Below are 24,528 nucleotides of genomic sequence, written 5' to 3'. Positions count from 1 at the left end.
TGTGATACACCCAGACAAGGAGTAGCACAAAACTTTGATAGTGACTTATCACGACAAGATGCTGCAATTTTAGATATCCTGTGCTTTTGCACAGGATATCGGTCAACATTTATATTCGTAATGTAAAATTTGGCATGCCGCAAAGCACCTGTGATGTCTTTACCCTGCTCTCCACTGTGAAATGGATCGATACACAAAGTAAAGGATCACGCCCCCCTAAACTGCATCTGCAATGGTGATTGGCTCTGTAGCAAGGTACACACCTGCCCCCATTCCTGCCCCCATTAGCAAAAAATAAAAAGTTAGCTTCAATAAAAATAAGGTATACAGATCAAAAACCGAGTCCCGTGTTGGCACCATTAAATGGTTTTAAGCAGTCCTAAGTAGTACTTCAAACCCGCATAAAGCCTAGCTTTGCGGGTTTTTTGTTGCCTGTAACATCCGACAAGATCCCAAGACAGCCAGTACAAAACCTGCCCCCGTACTACAATGGGGGCAGGTCATCGCAACAGGGGCATTTCCATGCCAAGAGCCAAGATAGAAAAGACTGCAAAAACATGCAATCTTTTAACGCCGCTAGAAATTAAAAATGCCAAATTGCCGGAAGGCAAAGCTGAAACCGCACTCAATGATGGTGGCGGCCTCTACCTGATCATTACCGAAAACAGAAAACGCTGGCGCTATCGTTACGGCCTGAACGGAAAAATGTTCAAGCAATGGCTCGGCGAATACCCCAAGGTCACATTGGCTCAAGCTAGAAAGCTACGCAATGACTCACTCAGCAAAGTCGAAGAAGGCAAAGATCCGCGCATTGAAAAGCAAGTTGCGAAAATTGCCGCCCAATATTCAATAGCCAATACTTTTGCAGCCTATACGGAAAAATACGTTCTCAAAAGTTAGCGCCCAAATTTTCCAGTTCACCTCCTTCCCTTTGTAACAATAAATATTTGCGCAATAGCATGGACTAACCGAGATCCAGCAAAGACTATCCATGCTATTTCTTATGGTGTTGCTACCAAACGTAGTCTGGCTGCGTGTTGTGTACCCAGCCACTGGGTAGATCCACTGCCAAAATGCAATATCAATGCTTCTGTTTTGCCATTGTTGCTTTGCCGCACATCCGCAGTCCAATAAGGGAATCGGCCGGTGTGTGGGAAAAATCCGCTGGCAATAAGTGGGTTACCCGCAAAACCGGTATCTAGTAACAAACTCGCCAGCTCTTTTGCGCTGGGCACACGCCAATGACTAGCACCGCACCAAGCTTGCTGATTCGCTAAAACGATTAAATCGCGTGTATCGCAGGGGCTGACTTTCATCGTCGCATCGCTGCAACTTCCGGCTTTTTCTACGCCAAGGCGATGCGTCGCATCAAACCAAGAATACGTTGCCGCATTAAAATGTAAGCCTTCATTATCGGTTTTATTTTCCCAAAGCAAGCCCGTCTTCAGGTCACGTATACACGACCAAGGGCCTGCGCTAACTGGCAGCGCACGACCTTGCGAATCCGTTTTCTGCCAACGATCAATGGCATTGGCCTGCATAGCACTCAACAGCGCCAAACAGCATATAAGATGCTTCATGATTGGTCCTCAAAATGGAGCTGCAGGGGGCGCAAATGATAACTGTGTTGGGTTTGCTGATGATCAAAGACCGCTACCCACATAAATAAGCCTTCATTCAAGGCTAAATCAAAGGGGGATTCGGTTTTGATGCCGCGTACTGCCTCGAGTGTCCACACGCCCTTATGCCAACTCGCCATCGCCCGCACATCACCGCGATCACCTTCAAACATCGTGGTCCACAGTACCGATGGCATTCGAGTACCGACTGGGTATTGATCCGCTGCTGACGAGTACGGCAAAGTTTCGTACCATGACATGCCCCAAACGAGCTGGGGATCGTTGGGTTTGGCAGCTTGAAAACGCGCTAATTGTGCAGGATCACGCGGCAGTCGCTTGGGCGTCACAATGCCATTGCTTGGCCAAGCCCAGTTTTCGCTATAGCCACCCGATTGCAAGGGGTCTGATTTGTAGCCTGCGGTATAGCGAATCTCGCCGGGTACCTCAGGGTAAGCCGCGGCAAAATGGCTATCATCTAGCTGGTTAGTGCCATGATTGCGTACCGATTTCCAGTGCCACACATCCAGCAGGGCTCCTTGCGCCGCATGGTAACCACGCCCTGTCCGATTGGCTGCGTGTCCTGTCAAAGGCTGCGAGCCCAATAGCATACTGCCCGCGCCTGCTGCGTCAGGCGCACGAGCAAACATCACCGCAAACTTGTCTTCATAAAACTGAGTTTCGTCATTACGCAGCAAGCCAGTTTGTTCGATGCGCCAGCCTTGTGCGGTTTTGACTAAGGGCAGGTGCTGCAAACTTGGCGTTGTATCAGGCCAGCTAAAGCGAAAATAAACGACTTCGCCCTGACGCAAGCCCTGTACGGTGACCGGAGTTTCTGCCGCGTTTGCGCCAATATTCAGCGTTTTGACGATGTGTAATGGTGCGCTTTGCCACGCACTTTCGTTTGCCAGCCCATCAATGACAATCTCTTGATCCAGCGCCAGATTAGCAATTCGTAATTGCGGCGTTAAATACGGCATGATCCACGCCGACCCTAGCCACAACACGGCAGCGAGCGAGACAGCAAGCCAGAATGTCCACCCGACCAGCCGCACAACCTTCAGTTTGGGCAAAAGAATCGCCCGAACCTGTAGCCAAGGTGAATAAATCACTTGAGAAAGTGCATGAACAATGAGGTATACGAATGCAGAGTAGGCAAAATAACGATGCAGGAGCAATACCCACCCATCTAATGCAGCACTACCGCCAAAATACAAAACCCCACCAAGGATGAGCAGCGATAAAAATAAATAGCGGGCGAAATGAATCAAACATCGATTCCAAGTTTCCGCCAGCGTACTACTCGCTGCGCGCGCGGGCGCGTGCCAATGATGGTAAACAAAAATCAATGCCAATACACACCAAGCAAAGCCCAAACTCACATGCAATCCATGCATACCGCCCTGCGGCAAATACGCATTGAACGCAGAGAAAAAATCACCTCGCCCTGCGCTCAACGCCAAGCGCAGCCCACTCAATACACTGCCGAGCAACAGCAAAATCGCACAGCAATGCAAAACGACGACCCGCGAATAATATTTTGCGACCGACATAAAATCACTTTCATCCAAACGATTGAAAAAAATCACCGCCCGTAAAGGGCGGTGATCGATTGCACTGGCTTAAGTGGGTTTAAGGCGCAAAGTTCAAAATCAATTTCGCTGGATTACCACCTTCACGAGACGTCATATCAACACCATCGCTGGTACCGCCGCTGAGCATCACGACGCCATTATTGGGCGTGCTGCCGTTTAACCAGCCTTGGATTAAAGCCAGACCCGCAGCATTCAAAGTGATACTCGCAGTACCTGTGGCGCTGGGGGTAAAGCTACCCAGTAAATTACCACCACTGGCTTGGCTATACGCCGTACTGGCCTCACTCCAGGTATTGCTCATTGCGTACAAGTTATATATGCCCTTAGATAAATTACTGACATTAAATTGCACCGTCGCCGATTTTAACTGCCCAGTAATGCCCGCTACATTCCAGCCAAACAAAGCGCGTAATTGAGCACCTGCATCATCACCGTCGGCATAGACTGTTGCGCCATTACTCAGCGCGCCAGTGCTGCTAATGGTGACATCACGCACCGCCAATAAAGTTTTGCTGCTGGTTGGTGTGGTGCTGGGTGTTGCTGTAGCCGTTGGTGTCGCAGTGGGGGTCGCAGAAGGTTGAACCGTTGGCGTTGCGCTGGGTGTTGGGGTCGGCGCGATGACTTCATTTAATTCAGTAAAATTATCACTCGCCAATTTCAAGCTATACACATCACCCACTGTTGCGGCATTCCACAAACTCCAACCCGTAGGCAACGTTAATGGGTCAGCATCACGGTTGGCTTTACTCACCGTGCTCGTGCTCGCCTCGCTATTTAAGTAAACCGTGCGAATATTCATCGCAGCGGCACTCACTTGAATCACATTGAAGTGTGCAAAACTACCTTGATCCACAATCCATGGCGAAACACGGTCGGCAGTCCGTACCGGAGCACCCCAAGCACCTTCACCGATATAAACGGTTCCCGTCGCCGATTCTTGGTAATTACTTCCCATCGGGCGGACAGGTTTAGTCAGTTTGGCAATATGCGTGTCAGATTCATTTACCAAATTCATGCGGTAATCTTGGAATGTCGTAGCCCAATCCAGAGCGATTTGCGTGATCGCCGGTTTGCTCGTACTGCGTGGGAACATCGGTCGATGATACTGCCCAAAGCGCCAACGCGTGCTGCTGTAAAAAGCGGGCATATCACTTTTCAGCCAAGCTAATTGTGCCGTCCGCTCATTGGCATAGCTCGACGACTCTAGCTCCGTATTCAAGGTATACACCCGCATTAAGGTACCGATATTGACGCCAAAATAAGTATCTCGCAAAGAGCATTGCCCATTGCGATCAGCATCTACGCCAAATACCGAGCACATAAAATTCATATCTGAAGCTTCATGATTGCCCACCGTTGGAATGATCGGGTGAACTTGCTTCACGGCGATACCGTTGACTGTGGTCGGAGAAAAAGTCAGATTCCAATCATCAAGCCAGCTTTCAACCTCGCTGGCGCTGTGGTTATCAGTAAAATCACCACTAAACATAATGAAATGAGGGCGAATTTTTTGAACCAAGCGATTACCCTGCTGGCGAACCGCACGGTCTGTACGCGAATCACCACCCGCAATCACGGTAACGCTGCGATCATCCGCTGCAGCCGTTCGGAAAAAATACATTTCACTACAACCGGCGCTATCACATGCACGGAAAAAGTAATCTGTATTTGGATTTAAGTTTTGTAAGCGAACGAAATAATTATCCAGCGTTGATTTAAAAGTACGCGGCACAGCACTACTACTACTCAACCAAGTGCTTTCAGTGGTGCTCGTACCATACTTGATATATTGCCCAGTCGATGTGGCTGTACCGCTTTTAGAAAACGCGACGACAGCTTCATTCGCTGGATTGGCATCCCACACCACCCGAACATTTTTAACGCTGGCAAAACTAGTGCCCGCCATTAGAACGGCACTAAGGCACGCCAACTTCATTACAGACAAAGTCATGATATTACGTCCTTTTTTAATTGAGTCTCCACCAAAAATCAGGATCGTAACGAGCAACTATTACGCTGACGTTGCATTGAGCAAGCCAAGTAATTAACCTTCTTATAAACAACAACTTTACCCATTCGCATTGCAAATAGGCTTTCTTGCTAGGGCCTGTTGACGTTGGGTTTCCCGCCGCTACTTCTTCGATTGTCGCGGCAAATCAAGGCGTAGTTAGCGACGCAAGTCATGCTATGTGAGCCTGCTGCAACGCTCAGTCGCCGAAAAAAGCGCCCAGCCCGCAGGGTTTGCGGCGACTTGTCTAAAACATGTCAGCCTGATGCCGCGTTACAAAGCGCTGACTTAATAATTTGGATATTCAAACCCTAAGTTGCGCGCTGCGTGCCTTGCCTCAGGCCCAAAGCCGCACCAACGCGGTTGGCCAAACAAACGTCAACAGACCTTAGCATGGCATTGAGCACCGTCCCTGCCGCAGCGTGTGATTAAAAGATACAGCGACTGTAATCGCCATGGTATTAGCAAATGCTAATACTGTAAGATGGCGTTTTATATCTATTGATTGATTGTGCGCACAATGATGATACGTAAATTAACCAGTTTATTTGTGTTAACGCTGATGCTAGCCGCTTGTGGTGGCGGTGGAGTTGGCGGTGATACCGGCGGCGGAACTGGTGGTGGAACTGGTGGTGGAACTGGCGGTGGAACTGGCGGTGGAACTGGCGGTGGAACTGGTGGTGGAACTGGTGGTGATACCGGTGGTGATACCGGTGGTGGAACTGGTGGTGATACTGGCGGAGGTGATACCGGTGGTCATCCTGCAGTCGTAGAGCGTAGTGTTAAATTACTCGATCAAGCTCAGCAATTAAATGCCAGTAGTTTTGGGCTGGACGATGCCGCATTCTCGCCCAGTGCGGTGGTGCTCAAAGATAATATTCTGTATGTAGCCAATGACCTTGCTGCGGCTTCTGTTTTGCGTTTTGATCTTGGGAGCAAAAAAGCATTAACGCCGATTAGTAATTTTTCCAGCAATGGCAGCACCGATGATTTTAAGCGTTTAAACGATATAAATCAGTTTCAAGATCGGCTTTACACCGCGTCGCTATCATCCAATCGCGTCGATATTTTTGATATCAGCCAGGGCGCACCGCGCTTTATTACCGCGCTAGGCACAGGGAGCTGGAGCGGCCCTTCAAATCAAGTCTTAGTTCATCCGATTGCGGTGGCGGCCAATGCCAACTACATCTTTGCCGCCGATACACACCAAAGAATTTCGGTTTGGAAACAAAGCGACGCCACCCCTGCAAATAATAAAAAAGCCATCAAGCATGCTTACCTTAGCTTACCTGGCTGCGAGAGCATTTATTGTGATGTCAAATTAGCGACCGTGGGCGAGCGACTTTTTGCTAGCTTTGGTGATGGTAAAACCTTGATTTACGATGTGGGCCAGCTGGCTGAATCGACCACCATGGTGCAACCCATCATGCAGCAAAATAGCGTCAGCAATACACAAATCCAAGGCGATGATGGCCAGCTGTATGTGAGCCGCACTGGTGGCGGGATTGATCGCTTTGCATCCAGCGACTTACCAGCCAGCGGCGCGCAAATTTTACCCGCGACACCACTTGATCAATTTCGCCAAATCAATCTGGCCGATCAAGCCGCACCACAAAATTTGCTCAAAGCAAAAGACATTGGTTTTAATCAGCAAACCATCGCCGCAATCCAAAATAAAGACATCTTGATCCTGCCACAACGACAAGTGGACGAACTACATCACATCGATAAGGCAACAACGCAGCAGTATCAGTATGCCGCCATTGCTGCAGCGCAAAAAGGATTGCTATTACAAGACAGCGATAGCTGGGAGACATTAACTAATCCACAACTGCGCAGCTTTGCAATCAACAAAATCCTCAGCGGCAAGCTCGATCAACGGCAATTGGCATTAAGCAGCTACAGCGCAACCACCGTTCGCAATCTAGAAATTCAAGCCAGTCTTAGAGGTAGTGGCCAGTGGTTTGTGCTTGGGTCTTTAGATCAACTACCGGCATTTAGTACTGTTCGTCTCGATGTTGCTATCGTGGATGGGCGCACTTTTCAGCGGGTTGACGACAAAGGCAGTCTGCAATTTAAAGGCTTAAACGCACTCAGCGTACTGCCGAGCGATTTGTTCGATATACGAATTCATTCAAAAACCGATGCGCACGTGCAAAAAATTAGTAATTTCAAAATGAAATGGCAACTTTCATTTGGCAAATACGGCGGTGATGCACAATGGGGAAAAATTAATCCGATTTACGCCCGCGAATGGGTCATCATGATGACTAATTTCGCGTATGCATTAAACAGTCCCGAATTTGAACATATTTGGTTTAACCATAAAAAAGTCATGGGCCATGATTTCTTTGGTAACGCCGGTCAAGTTAATGCTCCGGGTGGATTTTTTACTAGCGACGATTACCTTCGTTTCTATCAAGAGATCATGAATCGTGGCAGCATTCGCTTGGGGGTCACCACCATGGGTGGCGGCCTTGGCGGGGGAGATGTGTTAGGTCTCGATACTTGGAATTACTACCAACATTACTTTAGAAATCCCAGCATTATCGGCCACGAATTTGGTCACCACTGGGGTACTCATAGCAGCGCTTGGTCCAGCAATGAAGGTCTTGGCCTGCAAAGCAGCAGCGGCCAACTGCTGGACTACTTCCTTAGAAAACAACAGCTCCCGTATATGGATCCAAACACCAATGGCTTTCATTTAGCGCCAAGAGAGATGCTTTACAATGGTATTGACCAAAACATGCGCGTGCCCCGCCCAAGCAGCGAGGTGAATAATCTAGAGCGCTACTTCAGTGCCAACCCACTGTAAACTGAGCCTACTGCGTTAAAAAAGCGCTCAATCGCCAATACTGGCCACGCAAGTGGCCAGTATTTTTTTGCCTCAACTGGGGACTACTCATTTTGGCCACATCATCCTAGGGTCTGTTGCTGCGCTTGGATTCGTTGAATAGCAGATCAGCGTCATGCTGATGCAGCGCTGATGCCGCTGTAATAGCCAACTGCCATCAACTCACTTTTAGCTTTTCTTGAGTACACTGCCATCGTTGCCACAGCGCCCTTGCTGAGCGGCTGTGGCGACTTCCAATACGCCAATACCCATTGCCGATGGGCTTCAAACACCAGGCACAACTGCGCTGTGGTGTCATTCTGCTTGCGCCAAGCAATGATCGTAAATCGTTCGATGAGTCCGACATCAACAGATGAAGTCAGGATTATGCTTACTTTATTTCGCGCCGTTTCGGTGCTCAATTTGGCGTGATTGATAGTCAAAGAAGGCACTGCACAGCGGTGCCAAACGCGGCCTCAAGGCAAGAATGACGTGCGGTCATACTTTTGATATTTACATAAAGCTTAAACACAAAATCCATACTAACATCAGCAAATAGAAAGCAAACCTTGGTTGAAATCATGATGATTTTAGAACAGCTAAAATTAAAAACTCGCCAACAACACGCACGCCTTCATCAACATCCGCTACTCAAAGGGATTACCCAGTCTGAATATTCTCTGGCGCGCTATATTCAATTATTAAAAGCTTACTATGAAATCTATTCCGCCATTGAAACCGTGCTTTTGCAGCGACAAAGCCAATTTAAGTTAGATTTTGATTACCAAGCTCGCTATAAGCTGCCGTGGTTATACGCCGATTTAACCGACCTTAAATCATCGCCCAGCATGATCCACCCCACTCTCGCCAAAGAAAGCGCCGGCTTTATCACCACGCCAGAACAATGGCTCGGTGCGGCTTATGTGCTAGAAGGCTCAACCTTAGGCGCCAGCGTGATTAGCACTTGTTTACAAAAATCACTGCGTATTAGCCCACAGTATGCTGGACATTTTTTTAATGCCTATGGCTTAAATACCTCGAAATACTGGCATGAATATCAAATTTTTTTAGCTAATCAGCCGATTGTGACAACAACAAAAATCACCGATGCAGCATCACAGACCTTTGACTTATTTAATCAAGGCCTTGATCTTTATGCCCAATAAAACAGTGAATACGCCAGAATTTGAGCAAGCCTTGCGCAACTGCGCCACTGAGCCGATTCATTTAATCGGCTCGATACAAAATCATGGGGTGTTATTGGTTTTAGATCTAAACGATGAGATCGCCCACATCAGCAGCAATACCGAACATTTTCTGGCATTAGCCCCGAATGAATTACTTGGAAAAAAAATCAGCGATATTCCTTTGTTACGCCCAGTATTGAATTTGCTTCAAGAAAAAAAATCAACCGCATATTACCAAAACATCCCAATCAGTAATAAATATCAATTTGATATCAACGTATCCAGTCATGACGAAAATTTATATATCGAATTAATACCCAATACAATTGAAAAAGACAATCCGTTTGAAATTGAAAATAAAATCAAACAGCTATTATCAATCGACAGAACCATCCATCATTCTGAATACTTCAATTTATTAGCACAATATATTCAAGAGATTAGCGGGTTTGATCATACGATGATCTATCGCTTTGATAGCAATTGGGATGGCGAAGTCATTGCTGAAAATTGCCACAATACCTCGACCTCCTATTTGGGCTCTCGCTTTCCAGCGAGCGATATACCGGCGCAAGCCAGACAGCTCTATACTAAAAATACCATTCGTTATGTCGCTAACGTCGATGCAGATCAAATTCCGATTTTATCCGCCCCCCTATATACCGATAAAACGCCGGATTTAAGCTACATTCAATTACGTTCATTATCGCCAATACATCTGCAATATTTAAAAAACATGGGCGTTGCAGCGTCTCTTTCTATTTCTTTGTTACAAGATCAACGTTTATGGGGTCTCATTACTTGCCACCATAGAACACCCAAATTATTAAGCGCGCAAGCTTTGCTCAGGTGCGAATTAATCGGAAATCTAGTTTCTGAACATTTAAGTACCGATCAAGTACTGGAGCAATTTTCGCTAGATGAACAAATCATTGTTTTATTTGGTAAGTTATCGCAATTTTTATGGTTGCCGCAACAGGGTATACCCGACCAGATTTTAGAAGAAATTCAACATTTAATGACTGCCGACGGGGTGGTGTTATCCTTAAACAATAAACGCCATCACTTTGGCAAAGTACCTGAGCCGGCGGAACTCGAAGCATTAATTCAGTGGCTGCATACGCAAGAGGGTGACAAGGCCTTCGCCTGTGATGATCTAAGCTTTCACTTTTCACCTGCCAAAGCCTATCAGCATCTGGTTTCCGGGGTTTTGGCAGGGCCTTTCCCATTACGCAATGGCAGCTATGTGCTGTGGTTTCGCGCCGAATATCCTCGTCACATCCAATGGGCTGGCGAGCCGAATAAAACTCACTTTTACGCTGCCGATGGCTCGCACAGACTCATCCCCAGAACCTCTTTTTCTGAATGGATTCAGATGTGGCCAGGGCATGCACAAGCTTGGCTGCCGGCCCAGATCATGATTGCGCAGCGTTTTGGCTCCGCTTTACTCAATCAAATTGAATACATATTTAAGCTAGAAAAAAACGAGCATGAATTAAATGAAGTAACCGAAAAATTAGAGCAAACACAAGAAATAATGTCGAGCATTATTAAACACATCCCTGCAATAATTACTTTAAAAAATGCTGACAATTTAAGCTTTAAGCTACTTAATCCTGCGGGTTGTGAATTTTTTGGTATTCCAGAAGCCGACATCATCGGCAAAAATGATTTTTATTTATTTCCAAAAGAACAAGCAGAACGTTTTATTCAAAGTGATCGTCAAGTTTTAGCCAAAAATTGCATTGTTGAAATTAACACCGAAGACATCTGCACTCGCAACGGCGAAATTAAAACTTTATTTACGCGTAAAATTGCCCTCACCAATAAAAAGGGCGATGCCACTCATTTACTGGGCGTATCGATCGATGTCACCGAAAAACGTGCGGCAGAGCATGAAATTGAAAAACTGGCTTTTTATGACCCCCTGACTGGGCTAGCCAATCGTCGCCTCATGCTCGATCGGCTAGGCCAAACCCGATTAGGCAGCGCCAGATCGGGCAAACATGCAGCGCTCATCTTAATTGATCTGGATAACTTCAAATCACTGAATGATATCCATGGGCATGATGCCGGAGATTGGCTACTCAAAGAAGTCGGCAATCGGCTTATACATACCGTGAGAAAAGGCGATACGGTAGCCCGACTGGGTGGCGATGAATTTGTACTTATTTTGGATGAACTGAACGCCAATGAATCGCATGCGGCGCAAGATATAGAGTGGATTGCCAAGCAAATTTTAGAGCAATTTATTCATGAGTTTCATATTCAAATACCCAATGAAATTGAAGTTGAAATTAAATCGGTAATTCAACATCGCTGTAGTCCAAGCATTGGCATTTCTTTATTTCAAGGTTGTACCTTAAGCGCAGAAGAAATACTCAAGCGCGCAGATACCGCCATGTATCAAGCGAAAAGTGGCGGAAAAAACACCTACCGCTTTTTTGACCCTGAAATGCAAAAAGCCGTTTTAACTCGAATTACACTAGAAACTGAATTACGTCATGCCGTCGTTCGAGAGCAATTTATTCTTTACTTTCAGCCACAAGTAAATAATTTAAATCAATACATTGGCGCCGAAATCTTAATTCGCTGGCAACACCCCACACAAGGCCTGATTTCGCCTGCCGCCTTTATTCCGTTAGCTGAAGAAACCGGATTAATCCTACCGATGGGATTTTGGGTGCTAGAACAAGCCTGCCAACAGCTGGCACGTTGGGCAGTCGATCCTTTATTCGCGCATCTCACCCTCTCGGTGAATGTCAGTGCTAAGCAATTTGGATTCCCGAGTTTTGAGCATGAAATTGAGCAATTACTCGCCGAATATAAAATCAATCCAAATCGACTCAAAATTGAAATCACCGAAAGCTTATTATTAGACAACACCGAAGTCGTGATAAAAAAAATGAATGCCATCCGCCAACAACAAGTCACTTTTTCAATCGATGATTTTGGTACTGGTTTTTCTTCGCTCTCTTATTTAAAACGCTTGCCACTCGAACAATTAAAAATTGATCAGTCGTTTATTCAAGATATATTAAGTAACCCCAAAGATGCCGCGATCGCCTCGACCATTATTGCCTTGGGCAAAAATCTTTGCTTAACCGTCATTGCCGAAGGGGTAGAAACCCAAGCGCAACAAAAATTATTAGAAAGCATGGGATGCCTGACTTATCAAGGCTATTTATTTGGTCAAGCGATGAAAATGACTGATTTTGAACACCTGATCAACACGCAGGCCATCGCTAAATAACGCCAAATTGAATACCAGTTGGGCGATTTGAATTAAAAACTTTTTTATTCACAACAAACTGGCATTCCGATTTAGCCTGTTCTTGGTAAAATCAACTTTTGCCCACGTCAAAAGATCATCGCCATGAGCCGTTTTTGGAGCCCTATTGTTCACACCCTTACGCCGTATACGCCGGGTGAGCAGCCTAAAATCACCAATCTGATCAAACTCAATACCAATGAAAACCCGTATGGCCCGTCACCCAAAGCCATCGATGCGATGCAGGCCGCGGTGAGCGATTTATTACGGCTGTATCCAGACCCCAATGGCGATGCGCTTAAAGACGCAGTGGCGCATTTTCATCGCGCCGATGGCATTACCCGAGCCAATGTGTTTGTGGGCAATAGCTCGGATGAAGTGCTGGCGCATACCTTTCAAGCACTGCTAAAACACGCTGCACCGCTGCTGTTTCCCGATATTAGCTACAGCTTTTATCCGGTGTATTGTGGCTTGTATGGCATTGACTATCGCTGTGTGCCGCTGAACGATGCATTTGCAATCGACACCAACGATTACAGCGGCGGTGGCGCGATGATTTTCCCTAATCCCAATGCGCCGACCGGTATTTTGCTGCCGCTGGCGCAAATCGAAGCGCTATTAAAAGCGCATCCCAATCAAGTGGTGGTGGTGGACGAAGCGTATATCGACTTTGGCGGCACCAGCGCAATTGCGCTGGTGAATCAATATGACAATTTGCTGGTGGTGCAAACGCTGTCTAAATCTCGCTCTTTAGCGGGATTACGCGTCGGCTTTGCCGTTGGCCACGCCGATTTAATTGCGGGCTTGGAGCGGGTTAAAAATAGTTTTAACTCTTATCCGCTCGATCGCGTTGCACTCGCAGGTGCCGTGGCGGCAATCGAAGATACGGGGTATTTCAATCAAACCTGCACTGCAATTAACACCACACGAGATACCCTAACTAAAAGCCTCATTGAATTGGGGTTTGAAGTTTTGCCATCGCACGCTAATTTTGTTTTCGTGCGTCACCCACACCACGATGCGGCCAAACTAGCACAATCATTACGCGAGCGCGCCATCTTGGTTCGCCATTTTAAACAACCGCGTATTGCGCAATTTTTACGGATTTCGATTGGTAGTGATGCTGAATGCGCAGCATTGATTACTGCCTTGCAAGCTATTCTAAATACATAATTTGCATGACATAAGGCCAGTGCAAGTTTGAGATCAATCTTGTACTGGCTCTAGTCCGTTTGGTATTAAAATTATTACTTTTCTTGCCGTACCTACCTTACACCAATACTGTATATTAGAAATCCCTAATTATTAGACCAGACAGAACAACCTCATCCCTCATCGGTCAAACGAACCAACACCATGAATTCATTTTTTGTTAAGCCTATGTTTGGGAGCGCCAAAGCATTTCGCGTTTTACTGATCGCAGTATGTAATTTAAGTTTTATTGCTTTACTTGCACTCTTAGTCTGGCAAGTCGCAAGCTATCAATCGCGACAATCAATTCAATTGCTGACCGAACGTGGCGCAGCAATGATTGAGCAATCTTTACGCAACGCCTATACGGTGCTCGACCAAATTTCATTAGCCCCAACCGAATCTTGCCAAGATATCTATGCTGATTTACAAAAAATCAGTGCCGCTACCCCCTACTTTCGCGCAATTTATATTGCAGATAGCCAAACACAACGTATTTTTTGCTCTTCTGCCCATGCACTCGGCAAAATAGATTCACCCATACACACACTGATTAGCGATGGCGCCACGCAGGCCAGCGGCATAGCTTGGCATGAAAATAGTTTAATTTCAGATCGAGAAGCTTTAGTTATTTATCGTAAGCTTGACAATGGCCGGGTACTCATCGGCGTACTCGACTCACAATATTACAAAGACATATTGCAGCTGGTCATGGGATTACGCGTCAAAACCATTACGCTCAGAGTGGGCCATTTACAGCTCGTTAATCAGGGCGATGATTTTATATTAATGCCACTTACCGCAGCAAAAAATAATAGTACATCCATTTTAATAGATAAGCTGCCGGTTAAAGTAACAGCCCAACATAATAGTTTTCAATTAAGAAAATACATTGAAACTAATTTACCCTTGGCTTTTTTACTCGCCATCTTGTTTTTAGCGTGGAGTAGCCGCTGGATTTGGTTGCGATTTGGAGAAAACAACCATTTTCGTCAGCAAGTCATCGAATCTATTCAGCAGCAGCAATTTATAGCGTTTTACCAACCTGTCATTGGTCAGCAAAATTCAATTGCAGGCGTGGAGATTCTTGCGCGTTGGCAACATCCTCAGCACGGTTTATTAAATCCAGATTTATTTATACAACAAGCCGAAGCTCAAGGTTTGCTCACTCAAATTATGCTGAGTTTAATTCAATGCGTAGAAGCTGATTTAAGCAAAAAACCAATCCCAGCACAATCGCGTGTCGGAATTAATATTACCGCACAGCAATTAAACGATCAGGCGATGCTTAATGCCATTTTTGCACTCAATGCAAAATTAAAATATCTTGATTATCAATTGGTGGTTGAATTAACCGAAGAAGGATTAGTCAGCGACCCCGATTTGGCGAATAAAATCATTCAAGAAATGGGGCAAGCCGGCATTATGGTGGCAATTGATGATTTTGGTATTGGCCACAGCTCACTGGCGTCTTTAAGTCGTTTTCCATTTCATTATTTAAAAATCGATAAAAGCTTTATCGATCACATTGTAAGCCGAGAAAAAGATCAGATTATTGTCGCCAATATGGTCGATATGGCACGGCAATTGAATTTAAATGTCGTTGCTGAAGGCGTAGAAAACAAAGATCAAGCTGATTATCTAGCGATACTGGGGATTGATTATTTACAGGGATTTTATTTCTCAAAACCTTTACCAATGGATGCGCTGAGCGTATTTCAATTTAACACTGAAAATTCGGCGAAATTTCCTTATTTTCATTAACGGAACAAAGCATAAAATCGCCATCAACTGACGTTGAGGGCGATTTTTTTTGCTATGAATCTCCCTTTCTAGCTCTTTTTTTGAACCACAGATTAAATTGCTTTGATTAAGGCGTTTTCACTGGCAAAGGCAACCCCGCCACCATCAACACCACTTCGCTCGCCTGAGCCGCCACTTGCTGCATAAAGCTGCCGTGTAAATCCACAAAATGCCGGCCCATCTGCGTTTCGGCGTGCAAGCTCCAACCGATTTCATTACCAACGGCAATCACGATTTGCGGCGTGCAAGCGGTAAAAGCGGCCCAGCGGGTTTGGGCTTCAAGCAGCGTCGCGTCGCGATCGTAGCCACAATCGGTATACAGATTGGTCAGCCACAAAGTAATGCAATCGAGCACCATCACCGCGCCGCTAAAACCATGCGCTGCCAGATCAACCTCTTGCTCTAAATTCACCCAACGCGAATCACGCTGCGCTTGATGCCGAGCAATGCGCTGGGCAAAGTCATCATCCCAAACGCGCGAGGTGGCCAAATAGGCGGGCTGCGTAGAGAGCGCCAAAGCACGCTGCTCTGCATAGCGGCTTTTGCCGCTTTTTTGCCCACCACTAATTAAAATCAATTGCATATAAACCGACCTATAGATGTATTGGCGGCAAAAAAATGGCGTCGCAAGGGTAGATTAAGCCCGCATTCAACAGCGCTATTTTCTAGGCCATGTGTATATTTGATGTTAATTGTGCTTAGCGCATCGCGGCATTCCCTCTCCCTTGATGGGAGAGGGCTAGGGTGAGGGTGATACAACGAAGTACATTTTAAGCTCAACACCCCCATCCCAGCCTTCCCCCATCAAGGGGGAAGGGGCTGCAGTCGATCGGTTTAAACGCGTGCAATTTAATATCAACACCAAATCCAAACACTGCCATTTGCTAGCTAGTATTTAGCTGCAGGCCATTTAAATCCATGCTCAGCGTAATATACCCCAAGTAAAATCATGGCTGCACCGGCGGCGCCAACGGCGGTGATGCGCTCGCCCAAAATCACAATCGCCGTGAGCATAGTGACCATCGGGATTAAATAAATGTAATTACTGGCTTTCACCGCGCCGATAATGCCGAGTGCTTTATTCCACGCCACAAAGCACAGCGCCGAGGCAATGACGCCTAAAAACAGCATATTGCCGCCTTGTAATGGATTGAGCCACAAAGCCAAATCAACACGGTAACCCATGATCCACGCGGCGGGTAATAAGGTGACGATGCCGTAAAAAAACACTTGCCGCGTTAAAAATAAATAACCATAACGCTGCCCTGCCCGCTTGAGTAATAAGCAATAAATCGCCCACGCTGCGCCCGCAGATAAAGCCAAAATATCGCCCAGCGGATTGAGTTTTAAAATCACGCTGCCATTAAACATCACCAAGGCCACGCCAGCTAATGCAATCAAAGAGCCAACAATTAAGCGCAGACTGAGTTTTTCGTCGTGGGTAGTGAAATGCGCAAAAAATGCGGTGAGTAATGGCGCGGATGAGACTAATAAACCCACGCTAGATGCTTGGGTATATTGCAGCGCGATATTTTCGGTTAAAAAATACAGCGTCACGCCAAATAAACCCAATCCACAGAAATACAATTCTTCGCGCCATTGCGGTTTTTTAAGCACTGGATGCATTAAAAACAATAAGGCGTAGGCCAATACAAAGCGATCAAGAGCAATTTCGACTGGGCTGCGAAAGTCTAATAAGATTTTGGTTGAAACAAAAGTGACACCCCAGACCAAAACACAAAACAACACCATTAAATGGCCTTTTAATACCGGTTTCATAAACTTCCTTATGACTGGGGAGTTGGGAGTTGGGAGTTGGGAGTTGGGAGTTGGGAAAGTCTACTACTGGGTATATCAATACCAGCCTTATAAATTAAGGCCTATATAAAAATACAACAAATGCTCCCTACTCCCTACTCCCTACTCCCTACCCCCTCATCGATTCGACAAATACTTCCGTACTGCCGCATTGTGCTGCTCCAAGGACTCAGAAAACGCCGAATAGCCATCGCCTTTAGCGACAAAATAAAATGCTTTGGTCTGACTCGGTTGCGTTGCGGCGATCAGTGCCGCTTCTCCAACCATGGCAATCGGGGTCGGTGGCAAACCGGCGCGGGTATAGGTGTTGTAAGCGGTGTCCATGCGCAAATGCGCCTTGGTGATATCGCCTTTAAAGGCTTCGCCAACGCCATAAATCACCGTTGGATCGGTCTGTAAACGCATGCCCTTGCGTAAGCGATTGACAAATACGCCCGACACCATCGGTCGATCGGTAGCTTTTCCGGTTTCTTTCTCAACGATGGACGCCAAAATCAGCGCGTCATACGCTGACTTCAAAGGCAAATCAGCCTGACGATTAGCCCATGCAGCATCGAGTTTTTCTTGCATTAGGCGATGTGCGCGCGCCAGTAATTTGAGGTCTGAACTGCCTTGATCGATATGATAACTATCAGGGAAAAATAAGCCCTCTGGCGAGGTGGCGCTAATGCCGAGTGCGGCCAAAATTTCGCTATCGCTCATGGCGGCGGTATCGTGTTTTAACGATGGATGGGCATTGAGTGCGCGCCGTAGATCACGCCAATTCCAGCCCTCAATCATGCTAAACATCTGTAAATCCACCTCACCTTTGGCTAATTTTTTAAGGATTTGCCAAGGCGACATCGGTGCTTTAAGCGCGTAGCTACCGGCTTTAATACTGGCGTCTTGCCCTGAAATACGCGCCAGCAAAATAAACAACGGCGCTGAATCGATAGCCCCTTGCTGCACCAATTGCGCCGCAACCGCATTCACGCCACCGCGCTCAATCAAGACCGAATGCGACGGTGGATTGGGCTGCTCAGATTGAGTCCAACTATAAAACCACGCGCCACCGGCAGTCAGCACGGTAAAAAAAACAAAGATCAATAAACCCAACAAACGTCCCCAAAACGAGACGGGTTGCTGCACAGCTTTCTTGTGGTAGAGATTGGGTTTCTTTTTATAGGGTGTTGGTGCAGCCACTGCGTTTTACCTTAAGGTCAGTTATTTTGATCTTCGGCGGCGCTCACTTCGCCATCGACGTTGTTAGTGCGCGCTTTTTCTCGTTGCACGGCATAAAATTTTTGCACATTGGCTAAATCGCGTGAGCGATACATCGGCGGCAGGCTTTTCCAAATCATTTTGCCGTATTGTTTTTCAACTAGGCGCGAATCGGCAATCATTAAGATGCCGATGTCGCTTTCATCACGAATTAAGCGCCCAGCGCCTTGCTTGAGCGTAATGGTGGCATTGGGCAGCTGATAGTCCATAAATGGGCTGCGCCCGGCTTTGGTCAGCTGCTCCATTCTGGCTGAAAGCACCGGATCATCGGGCGGCGAAAACGGTAATTTATCAATCACCACCAAAGACAATTGCTCGCCACGCACGTCAATGCCTTCCCAGAAGGTTTGACTGGCCACCAAAATCGCGTTCGGCTCTTTACGAAACTGGTCGAGTAATTCCGTTCTCGAGCCGGTGCCTTGCAAAAACACCGGCCAATCTAATCCGGCGTCTTTAAGTTTTTCAAGCAAGATTTCATGGGCTTCACGCATGGCGCGCAACGAGGTAAACAGCAAAAAAGCATGGCCCTGAGTGGTTTGCAATAAAGGCCAAGCTTTCTCAACCACTGCACGGGTATATTCCGCAGTATTAGGCTGGGGCATGTCTTGCGGCACATACAGCACGGCCTGCTGCTTGTAATCAAATGGGCTATCCCATGTCGCAGTTTCGGCCGACCATAAACCCAGCTCATGCTGAAAATGAGTAAAGTGATGATTGACCGCCAACGTCGCCGAGGCAAAAATCCAAGCGCGCGGATTAAGATTGACTTGTTTTTGGAATAAATCAGCGATATTGAGCGGGGTAATATGCAGCAAAAAACCGTGCTGCGTCACATCGAGCCAATGCACGGTTTCGGCTGAATCTGATTTTTGCCATTTTTCGACTAAGGCCAACATTTCAGCCGCGCGTTTATAGCATTTTTCTAGCCCTTCACCGCGCTCGGCTTGCTTGGCGAGTAATTCGGTTAAATGCTGAATATGCCCGGTCATTTCAACGAGCTGGCTAAAAAAGCTCGGGAATTTTTCTTTAAGCTCATGCTGCGGTAAGCGCACGGTGTCTTTAAAAATTAAACGCACATCTTTGACTGATTTTTCCAGCGCTTCAGCGGCATTGGGCAACATGACAAAATCTTTGGCCACCACTAAAGCTTCGGCGCGCGCGTCGCGTGCCAGTTCGATGATTTGCCCATTGGTCAGCGTGTCGCCAAAAAACAGACTGGCGACTTCAGGTAGCTGATGCGCTTCGTCAAAAATCACCGTATTACACGCCGGCAGTAATTCGCCCGCGCCTTCGTCTTTTAGCCACACATCGGCAAAAAACAAATGATGGTTCACCACCACAATATCGGCTTCTTGGGCGTCTTTGCGCGCTTTGAGCACAAAGCATTCTTTGTGATTGGGGCAATCTTGGCCCAGGCAATTGTCGCGCGTGCTGGTCACTTGCGCCCAAATCGGCGCGTCTTCGGCCACCCCAGGGCAAGCGGCTTTATCACCAGAGCCGGTGGTATTGGCGTAGCGTTTTACTTTTTGTAAATCGGCGATGTCTTCACGGCGCATAAAGCGCCCTTCATGCTCGGCACGCGCCAAATGGTAATGACACACATAATTGGAGCGCCCTTTGAGTAAGGCAATAATCGCCGGTACTTTGAGCACATCGCGAACGCTCGGTACGTCGCGATTAAACAACTGATCTTGCAGCGTTTTAGTGCCGGTTGAAACAATCACTTTGCCACCCGACAACAGTGCGGGCACTAAATAGGCAAAGGTTTTACCGGTGCCGGTGCCGGCCTCGGCAATCAATTGGCCACGCGCTTCAATGGTGCGTTCAACCGCTTGCGCCATTTCTAGCTGCGGTTGACGCAATTTATAGCCGGGAAAAGCAGCACCAAACGGGCCGTTATCGGCAAAAACTTCTTCAAGAGTCATGGAAAGCTCAAAACATCGGATGATCGATTGTACCGTAGCTAGCGTCTAGGGTCTGTTGCCGTTGCCTTTGCCAACCGCGTTTGCGCGGATTTTGGCCTAAGCCAAGGCCAAACGCGTGACTTAAATTAGCGCCGCCCAAAAAAAAGCCCCGCACGCGGCGGGGCCAATCAATACAGGGAGAGATGAAAAACACAATACACATCGTATTAGCGAGGATTGAACCGAGACCAACACCATCTATCGCATTACTCACTACCCTTGTTCAGAGTGCCGCTATTAGCAAAAGTTCAGCGCAAGTTCTAATTTATTTTACGCTTGAAAAAAAACTACTTTACCTGACTGCCCGGTGCTATTGCCGCCCAATAAATACGCAATCGCTGGGAATACATCGCTGGCTAGGGGTAGATTCTCAGCCGATTCTGCCGGATGCGTTGCCAAACGAAATGGCGATTGAATCGGGCCGGGCACCAGCAAATTAATCCGCACATTCGGCAGGTTTTCCCATTCGGCAGCGGCAATCTCAACCCAGTTTTTTTGCCCAGCTTTAGTCACACTAAAACCGCCCCAATACGCATTGGGCTCAAAGGCATGGGTTTCACCCAAAACCAATACAGCGGCATCGGGCGATTGCTGCAATAGCGGAAATAACGCCCGCGTCAGCGCAAACGGCGCGGCCACATTGACGCGAAACATATCCACCCATTCGTCCAGCTTTTGATTGGCCAGCGGCGACAAATGATTAAAGCCATTGGCGCAATGCAAAATACCGTCTAAACGACCAAATTCTTTTTGGATGAGTACGCCCAATTGATTGAGCTCCGCTTCGCCCATTTTGGCCAAATCCAGCGGTACAGCTGCGGGCTGCGGCCCACCAGCGGCTTCGATGGCGTCATAAGTGCGGCTGAGCTTTTTTTCGTTACGCCCCAATAAAATAATCGTCGCGCCAAGTTTGGCCAGCTCAATAGCGGCCATTGCGCCCAAGCCCTGACCCGCGCCAGTGACCAGAATTACTCGATCTTTAAATGCATCTGCTGCAATGCTTGCTGATTTCCAATCTGCCATTTTTCTATTCCTAATCATCAGCCAAACGGCTGGTCATGTGATTACTCAAAGTGATCTCTGATTTGCGATCTCAGCGGCGAGCCAGTAGCACGCCAACAATTGGACTGAGAAAAACCAATCGTACAAATCAGTGGTGTCTTCGTGAGCCCGCTCACGCCGACATCAGTAAACAATGTGCGCCCTATCAGAACGTAAGTCCTTATTTTTAACTCACGTCACGACGCAAACGCATTAAAGGCCAACCGTTTAGTGGCGCAAATACTGTAGGCATTGCTGCGCCGCTTGAACGCCACTGCGTACTGCGCCTTCTAGCGTCGCAGGGTATTCACCGCGTCCCTGCCCGGCTAAATCAGCAGTAAAGTCTCCGGCCAAAAATAAACCCGCCACATCAGTGGTATTGTCAGGCCGAAGCAAGTCGGGCGTACAGGCAAACGTCGCGCGTTTTTCACTAATGACCTGTTGGCGCAACACTAAATCAGGTAAGCCCAAGCGTTGATGCAATTCAGCCTGCACGGCCGTGGCTAATTCATCATGACTTAAGCCGCTATGCAGCCCTTCGCTGGAAATCACCACCGCAATCAAGCCCTGCTGGCCGTGGCTCACTCCGCGATCAAACACCCATTGCGAATACGCATCGGCCAAACCGAGCATCGGCGTGGCCAACTGAATCTCGGCGGCATATTGCAAATACACTGTCACAATCGGTTGATATTGCCAAGCGGCTAACTGCGCGCTTAAGGCATTGAGCGCAGGTAACGCCGGCAAAATATTTGCCGCTTGATGCGGCGGTGTGGCACAAATCACCGCGTCAAATCGCTCAGCATCATCCAGTAAAAAACCTTGGGTATCTACCGACAGCCTTTTTACCCTATGGGCTAGCTTTAAATACCCAGCATGCTGCTCAATATACTGCGCCGCAGGCTCAGGAAATAACTGACTAAAATCACAACGCGGCAACAGTAAATCAGACGCAGCGCGGGCGCCGCCCAAACTATCGCGCAACACATTGAGCAGCACTTGCGCGCTCGCCAATTCCAGCGGCGTATTCAGTGCCGCCAAGGTCAATGGCGACCAGAATTTAGCGATCAAACTCGCCGGTTGCCGCTCATGACTTAACCACTGCGCCACACTGATGTCTTGCGCTAAACGCCAGCCCCGCCATTTACTCAACTGAATGGTACGAATTAACGCCCAACGCTCAGCCCACGATAAACCTTTAGCCAACAATAAACCCACCGCCAAATGCAAAGGCGCAGGCAACCGTGGGCAAGCGAGTACAAAATCGGGATCAACTTGCAAACGCATCGGCAAACGCAAAAAAACCCGGGATAAATCCACGCCGCACTGCGTCATCAAACGCAATAATTCGCTATAGCCGCCAATCAATAAATGCTGGCCATTATCCACGGCGCTAGCCCCAACCTGATGACTGCGCGCAACACGGCGCGCCCGGCCACCGAGCACTTTGCCAGCCTCAAACACCGTGACCGAGATCCCCGCCGCCGCCAACTCCACCGCCGCCGCCATACCCGCATAACCACCGCCAATAATAGCAACGGTTTTCATGGGTAAAGGTGCTGCCAAATATCGGCCCGAACAGCATTCATTTCAGTGAAAATTTGATGATTCCAGTACCGCAAAACTTTAAATCCTTGTTCATTCAAATCATGATCTCGAATCGCATCTTTTGCATGCGATGCCATGTGCTGCCCGCCATCAAGCTCAATAATCAAGTGAGCCTCTAAGCAAACAAAATCCACAATATAAACACCAATCGCTTGCTGGCGGCGAAACTTAAAACCCATCTGCTCAGCACGCAAATACTGCCACAATAATTTTTCAGCATCAGTCGCCTCATGCCGAAGTGCTCTTGCAAATTGAACTTGCCAGCGAGCCAAATGGTGTTTACTCAACGATTTCACCCCCACCCTAACCCTCCCCCATCAAGGGGGAGGGAATCAATGCAGCGTCAATAGATCGGCAACCGTTTTCTTTCGACGTTGCATTGCTTTGCCATAAACCCTTGGAATTACGACATAACTATGGCCAATGCGACTGCACAAGCGCCTTCCCCCTTGATGGGGGAAGGTTGGGATGGGGGTGAAATCTCAAGCAAACCACCATGTTTTCCAAGCCAGCCAGAGCTTGCGGATGGGGGTGAGTTTGATGCGTTGATTGAGGACTTTTTGCGCGCCATCGGCGCGAATTTCGGCCAAGGTGGCGCGGTAAATCGCCGCCATCACCAAGCCAGTACGCTGACTTTTTTTATCGCATTCAGGCAATAACGCGATGGCTTGATCGTAATATTGTTCGGCACGATCAATTTGGAAATTCATTAAGGCTTTAAATTCAGCCGTTTCACGATAATTCATAATGTCGGCAGCGGGCACGTTAAAGCGCTGCAATTCATCCACTGGCAAATAAATCCGGCCACGGCGGGCGTCTTCACCGACGTCGCGAATAATATTGGTCAACTGAAAAGCAATGCCTAAATCATGCGCGTACTTTAATGTTTTACGATCAGTAAAACCAAAAATCATCGCCGCCAATTGCCCCACCACGCTGGCAACGCGGTAGCAATATAAATGCAAATCTTTAAAGCTGTTATAGCGCGCCTGATTTAAATCCATTTCCATGCCGTCGATAATTTCAAGCAGCAATTCACGTGGTAAATCATAGGCTTGGGCCGCTGGCCACAATGATTGAGTTACCGGATGTTGCGGCGAACCGGCGTACATTTGGTCAACTTCATTGCGCCACCATGCCAACGTCGTCCGCGCAACACCTTCGTCACTGATTTCGTCGACCACGTCGTCCACTTCACGACAAAATGCGTACAAAGCGGTAATGGCAATGCGCTTTTCAGGGCTTAAAAAGCGAAAGCTGTAATAAAAACTCGAGCCGCTTTTCGCCGCTTTATCTTCACAATATTGATCTGGTGTCACAAGAAAATCCAATT

General features: G+C 47.4%; 18 protein-coding genes. 6 read left to right on the top strand and 12 right to left on the bottom strand.

Going from position 1 to position 24,528, the window contains the following annotated elements:
- Window positions 1-489: 489 nt before the first annotated feature.
- Window positions 490-900, top strand: coding sequence for an Arm DNA-binding domain-containing protein (locus tag LG219_RS08840; RefSeq protein WP_226764138.1), 411 nt, complete (start codon window positions 490-492; stop codon window positions 898-900).
- Window positions 901-1,001: 101 nt separating this feature from the next.
- Here the strand turns inward: LG219_RS08840 and LG219_RS08835 are convergent, their stop codons facing one another.
- From LG219_RS08835 to LG219_RS08825, 3 genes are all read right to left on the bottom strand, one after another.
- Entirely contained in the window at window positions 1,002-1,580 is a 579-nt protein-coding gene (locus LG219_RS08835; RefSeq protein WP_226764137.1) for an Lcl C-terminal domain-containing protein, read from the bottom strand.
- Window positions 1,577-3,169, bottom strand: a complete 1,593-nt coding sequence (locus tag LG219_RS08830; protein WP_226764136.1) for an ethylbenzene dehydrogenase-related protein — start codon at window positions 3,167-3,169, stop codon at window positions 1,577-1,579. The genes LG219_RS08835 and LG219_RS08830 overlap by 4 nt, the downstream gene beginning before the upstream one ends.
- 79 nt (window positions 3,170-3,248) lie before the next feature.
- Complete coding sequence (locus LG219_RS08825; RefSeq protein WP_226764135.1) at window positions 3,249-5,162, bottom strand: DNRLRE domain-containing protein; 1,914 nt, start codon at window positions 5,160-5,162, stop codon at window positions 3,249-3,251.
- A gap of 577 nt (window positions 5,163-5,739) precedes the next feature.
- On the opposite strand from LG219_RS08825, the gene LG219_RS08820 reads away from it, so the two are divergent.
- The gene (locus LG219_RS08820; protein ID WP_226764134.1) at window positions 5,740-8,034 is read left to right on the top strand and encodes an NHL repeat-containing protein; all 2,295 of its coding nucleotides are present in this window, start codon (window positions 5,740-5,742) and stop codon (window positions 8,032-8,034) included.
- A 152-nt stretch (window positions 8,035-8,186) separates the two neighbouring features.
- Here LG219_RS08820 and LG219_RS08815 read toward each other — a convergent pair whose 3' ends face one another.
- The gene (locus tag LG219_RS08815; protein ID WP_226764133.1) at window positions 8,187-8,504 is read right to left on the bottom strand and encodes a hypothetical protein; all 318 of its coding nucleotides are present in this window, start codon (window positions 8,502-8,504) and stop codon (window positions 8,187-8,189) included.
- Between the two features lie 129 nt (window positions 8,505-8,633).
- On the opposite strand from LG219_RS08815, the gene LG219_RS08810 reads away from it, so the two are divergent.
- From LG219_RS08810 to LG219_RS08795, 4 genes are all read left to right on the top strand, one after another.
- Window positions 8,634-9,218: a biliverdin-producing heme oxygenase gene (locus LG219_RS08810; RefSeq protein ID WP_226764132.1), complete on the top strand. Its 585-nt coding sequence runs from the start codon at window positions 8,634-8,636 to the stop codon at window positions 9,216-9,218.
- A complete protein-coding gene (locus LG219_RS08805; protein WP_226764131.1) occupies window positions 9,208-12,492 on the top strand; it encodes an EAL domain-containing protein in 3,285 nt (1,094 codons plus the stop codon). The genes LG219_RS08810 and LG219_RS08805 overlap by 11 nt, the downstream gene beginning before the upstream one ends.
- A gap of 123 nt (window positions 12,493-12,615) precedes the next feature.
- A complete protein-coding gene (gene hisC / locus LG219_RS08800) occupies window positions 12,616-13,683 on the top strand; it encodes a histidinol-phosphate transaminase (protein WP_226764130.1) in 1,068 nt (355 codons plus the stop codon).
- Between the two features lie 183 nt (window positions 13,684-13,866).
- Window positions 13,867-15,465 carry an EAL domain-containing protein gene (locus LG219_RS08795; protein ID WP_226764129.1) on the top strand — a complete coding sequence of 533 codons (1,599 nt, stop codon included), beginning with the start codon at window positions 13,867-13,869 and terminating at the stop codon, window positions 15,463-15,465.
- A gap of 106 nt (window positions 15,466-15,571) precedes the next feature.
- On the opposite strand, the gene LG219_RS08790 is transcribed toward LG219_RS08795, so the two are convergent.
- From LG219_RS08790 to hpnD, 8 genes are all read right to left on the bottom strand, one after another.
- On the bottom strand, window positions 15,572-16,087 hold the full coding sequence (locus tag LG219_RS08790; protein WP_226764128.1) for a bifunctional adenosylcobinamide kinase/adenosylcobinamide-phosphate guanylyltransferase: 516 nt from the start codon (window positions 16,085-16,087) through the stop codon (window positions 15,572-15,574).
- 305 nt (window positions 16,088-16,392) lie between these two features.
- Complete coding sequence (locus LG219_RS08785) at window positions 16,393-17,283, bottom strand: DMT family transporter (protein ID WP_226764127.1); 891 nt, start codon at window positions 17,281-17,283, stop codon at window positions 16,393-16,395.
- 156 nt (window positions 17,284-17,439) lie between these two features.
- Window positions 17,440-18,504 (bottom strand): endolytic transglycosylase MltG, encoded by a 1,065-nt coding sequence (mltG, locus tag LG219_RS08780; RefSeq protein ID WP_226764126.1) that lies wholly within the window; start codon window positions 18,502-18,504, stop codon window positions 17,440-17,442.
- A 17-nt stretch (window positions 18,505-18,521) separates the two neighbouring features.
- Complete coding sequence (yoaA, locus tag LG219_RS08775) at window positions 18,522-20,507, bottom strand: DNA repair helicase YoaA (protein ID WP_226764125.1); 1,986 nt, start codon at window positions 20,505-20,507, stop codon at window positions 18,522-18,524.
- Window positions 20,508-20,816: 309 nt separating this feature from the next.
- Complete coding sequence (locus LG219_RS08770) at window positions 20,817-21,569, bottom strand: SDR family NAD(P)-dependent oxidoreductase (RefSeq protein WP_226764124.1); 753 nt, start codon at window positions 21,567-21,569, stop codon at window positions 20,817-20,819.
- 246 nt (window positions 21,570-21,815) lie between these two features.
- Complete coding sequence (hpnE, locus tag LG219_RS08765; protein WP_226764123.1) at window positions 21,816-23,135, bottom strand: hydroxysqualene dehydroxylase HpnE; 1,320 nt, start codon at window positions 23,133-23,135, stop codon at window positions 21,816-21,818.
- Entirely contained in the window at window positions 23,132-23,482 is a 351-nt protein-coding gene (locus LG219_RS08760; RefSeq protein ID WP_226764122.1) for an endonuclease domain-containing protein, read from the bottom strand. Before LG219_RS08760 ends, hpnE begins: the two co-directional genes overlap by 4 nt.
- 195 nt (window positions 23,483-23,677) lie before the next feature.
- Window positions 23,678-24,514: a presqualene diphosphate synthase HpnD gene (gene hpnD, locus LG219_RS08755; protein ID WP_226764121.1), complete on the bottom strand. Its 837-nt coding sequence runs from the start codon at window positions 24,512-24,514 to the stop codon at window positions 23,678-23,680.
- Window positions 24,515-24,528 lie beyond the last annotated feature (14 nt).

The sequence above is a fragment of the Deefgea salmonis genome (assembly GCF_020531905.1).
Taxonomy (GTDB): domain Bacteria; phylum Pseudomonadota; class Gammaproteobacteria; order Burkholderiales; family Chitinibacteraceae; genus Deefgea; species Deefgea salmonis.
Note: the sequence above shows the minus strand (reverse complement) of the source record. Positions and strands in the feature narration are given on the sequence as shown.

Bases quoted from the DNA above. Each gene is read 5' to 3' on its own strand.
- LG219_RS08840 (WP_226764138.1), top strand. From the start codon at position 490: ATGGGGGCAGGTCATCGCAACAGGGGCATTTCCATGCCAAGAGCCAAG.
- LG219_RS08835 (WP_226764137.1), bottom strand. From the start codon at position 1,580: ATGAAGCATCTTATATGCTGTTTGGCGCTGTTGAGTGCTATGCAGGCC.
- LG219_RS08830 (WP_226764136.1), bottom strand. From the start codon at position 3,169: ATGTCGGTCGCAAAATATTATTCGCGGGTCGTCGTTTTGCATTGCTGT.
- LG219_RS08825 (WP_226764135.1), bottom strand. From the start codon at position 5,162: ATGACTTTGTCTGTAATGAAGTTGGCGTGCCTTAGTGCCGTTCTAATG.
- LG219_RS08820 (WP_226764134.1), top strand. From the start codon at position 5,740: ATGATGATACGTAAATTAACCAGTTTATTTGTGTTAACGCTGATGCTA.
- LG219_RS08810 (WP_226764132.1), top strand. From the start codon at position 8,634: ATGATGATTTTAGAACAGCTAAAATTAAAAACTCGCCAACAACACGCA.
- LG219_RS08805 (WP_226764131.1), top strand. From the start codon at position 9,208: ATGCCCAATAAAACAGTGAATACGCCAGAATTTGAGCAAGCCTTGCGC.
- hisC (WP_226764130.1), top strand. From the start codon at position 12,616: ATGAGCCGTTTTTGGAGCCCTATTGTTCACACCCTTACGCCGTATACG.
- LG219_RS08795 (WP_226764129.1), top strand. From the start codon at position 13,867: ATGAATTCATTTTTTGTTAAGCCTATGTTTGGGAGCGCCAAAGCATTT.
- LG219_RS08790 (WP_226764128.1), bottom strand. From the start codon at position 16,087: ATGCAATTGATTTTAATTAGTGGTGGGCAAAAAAGCGGCAAAAGCCGC.
- LG219_RS08785 (WP_226764127.1), bottom strand. From the start codon at position 17,283: ATGAAACCGGTATTAAAAGGCCATTTAATGGTGTTGTTTTGTGTTTTG.
- yoaA (WP_226764125.1), bottom strand. From the start codon at position 20,507: ATGACTCTTGAAGAAGTTTTTGCCGATAACGGCCCGTTTGGTGCTGCT.
- LG219_RS08770 (WP_226764124.1), bottom strand. From the start codon at position 21,569: ATGGCAGATTGGAAATCAGCAAGCATTGCAGCAGATGCATTTAAAGAT.
- hpnE (WP_226764123.1), bottom strand. From the start codon at position 23,135: ATGAAAACCGTTGCTATTATTGGCGGTGGTTATGCGGGTATGGCGGCG.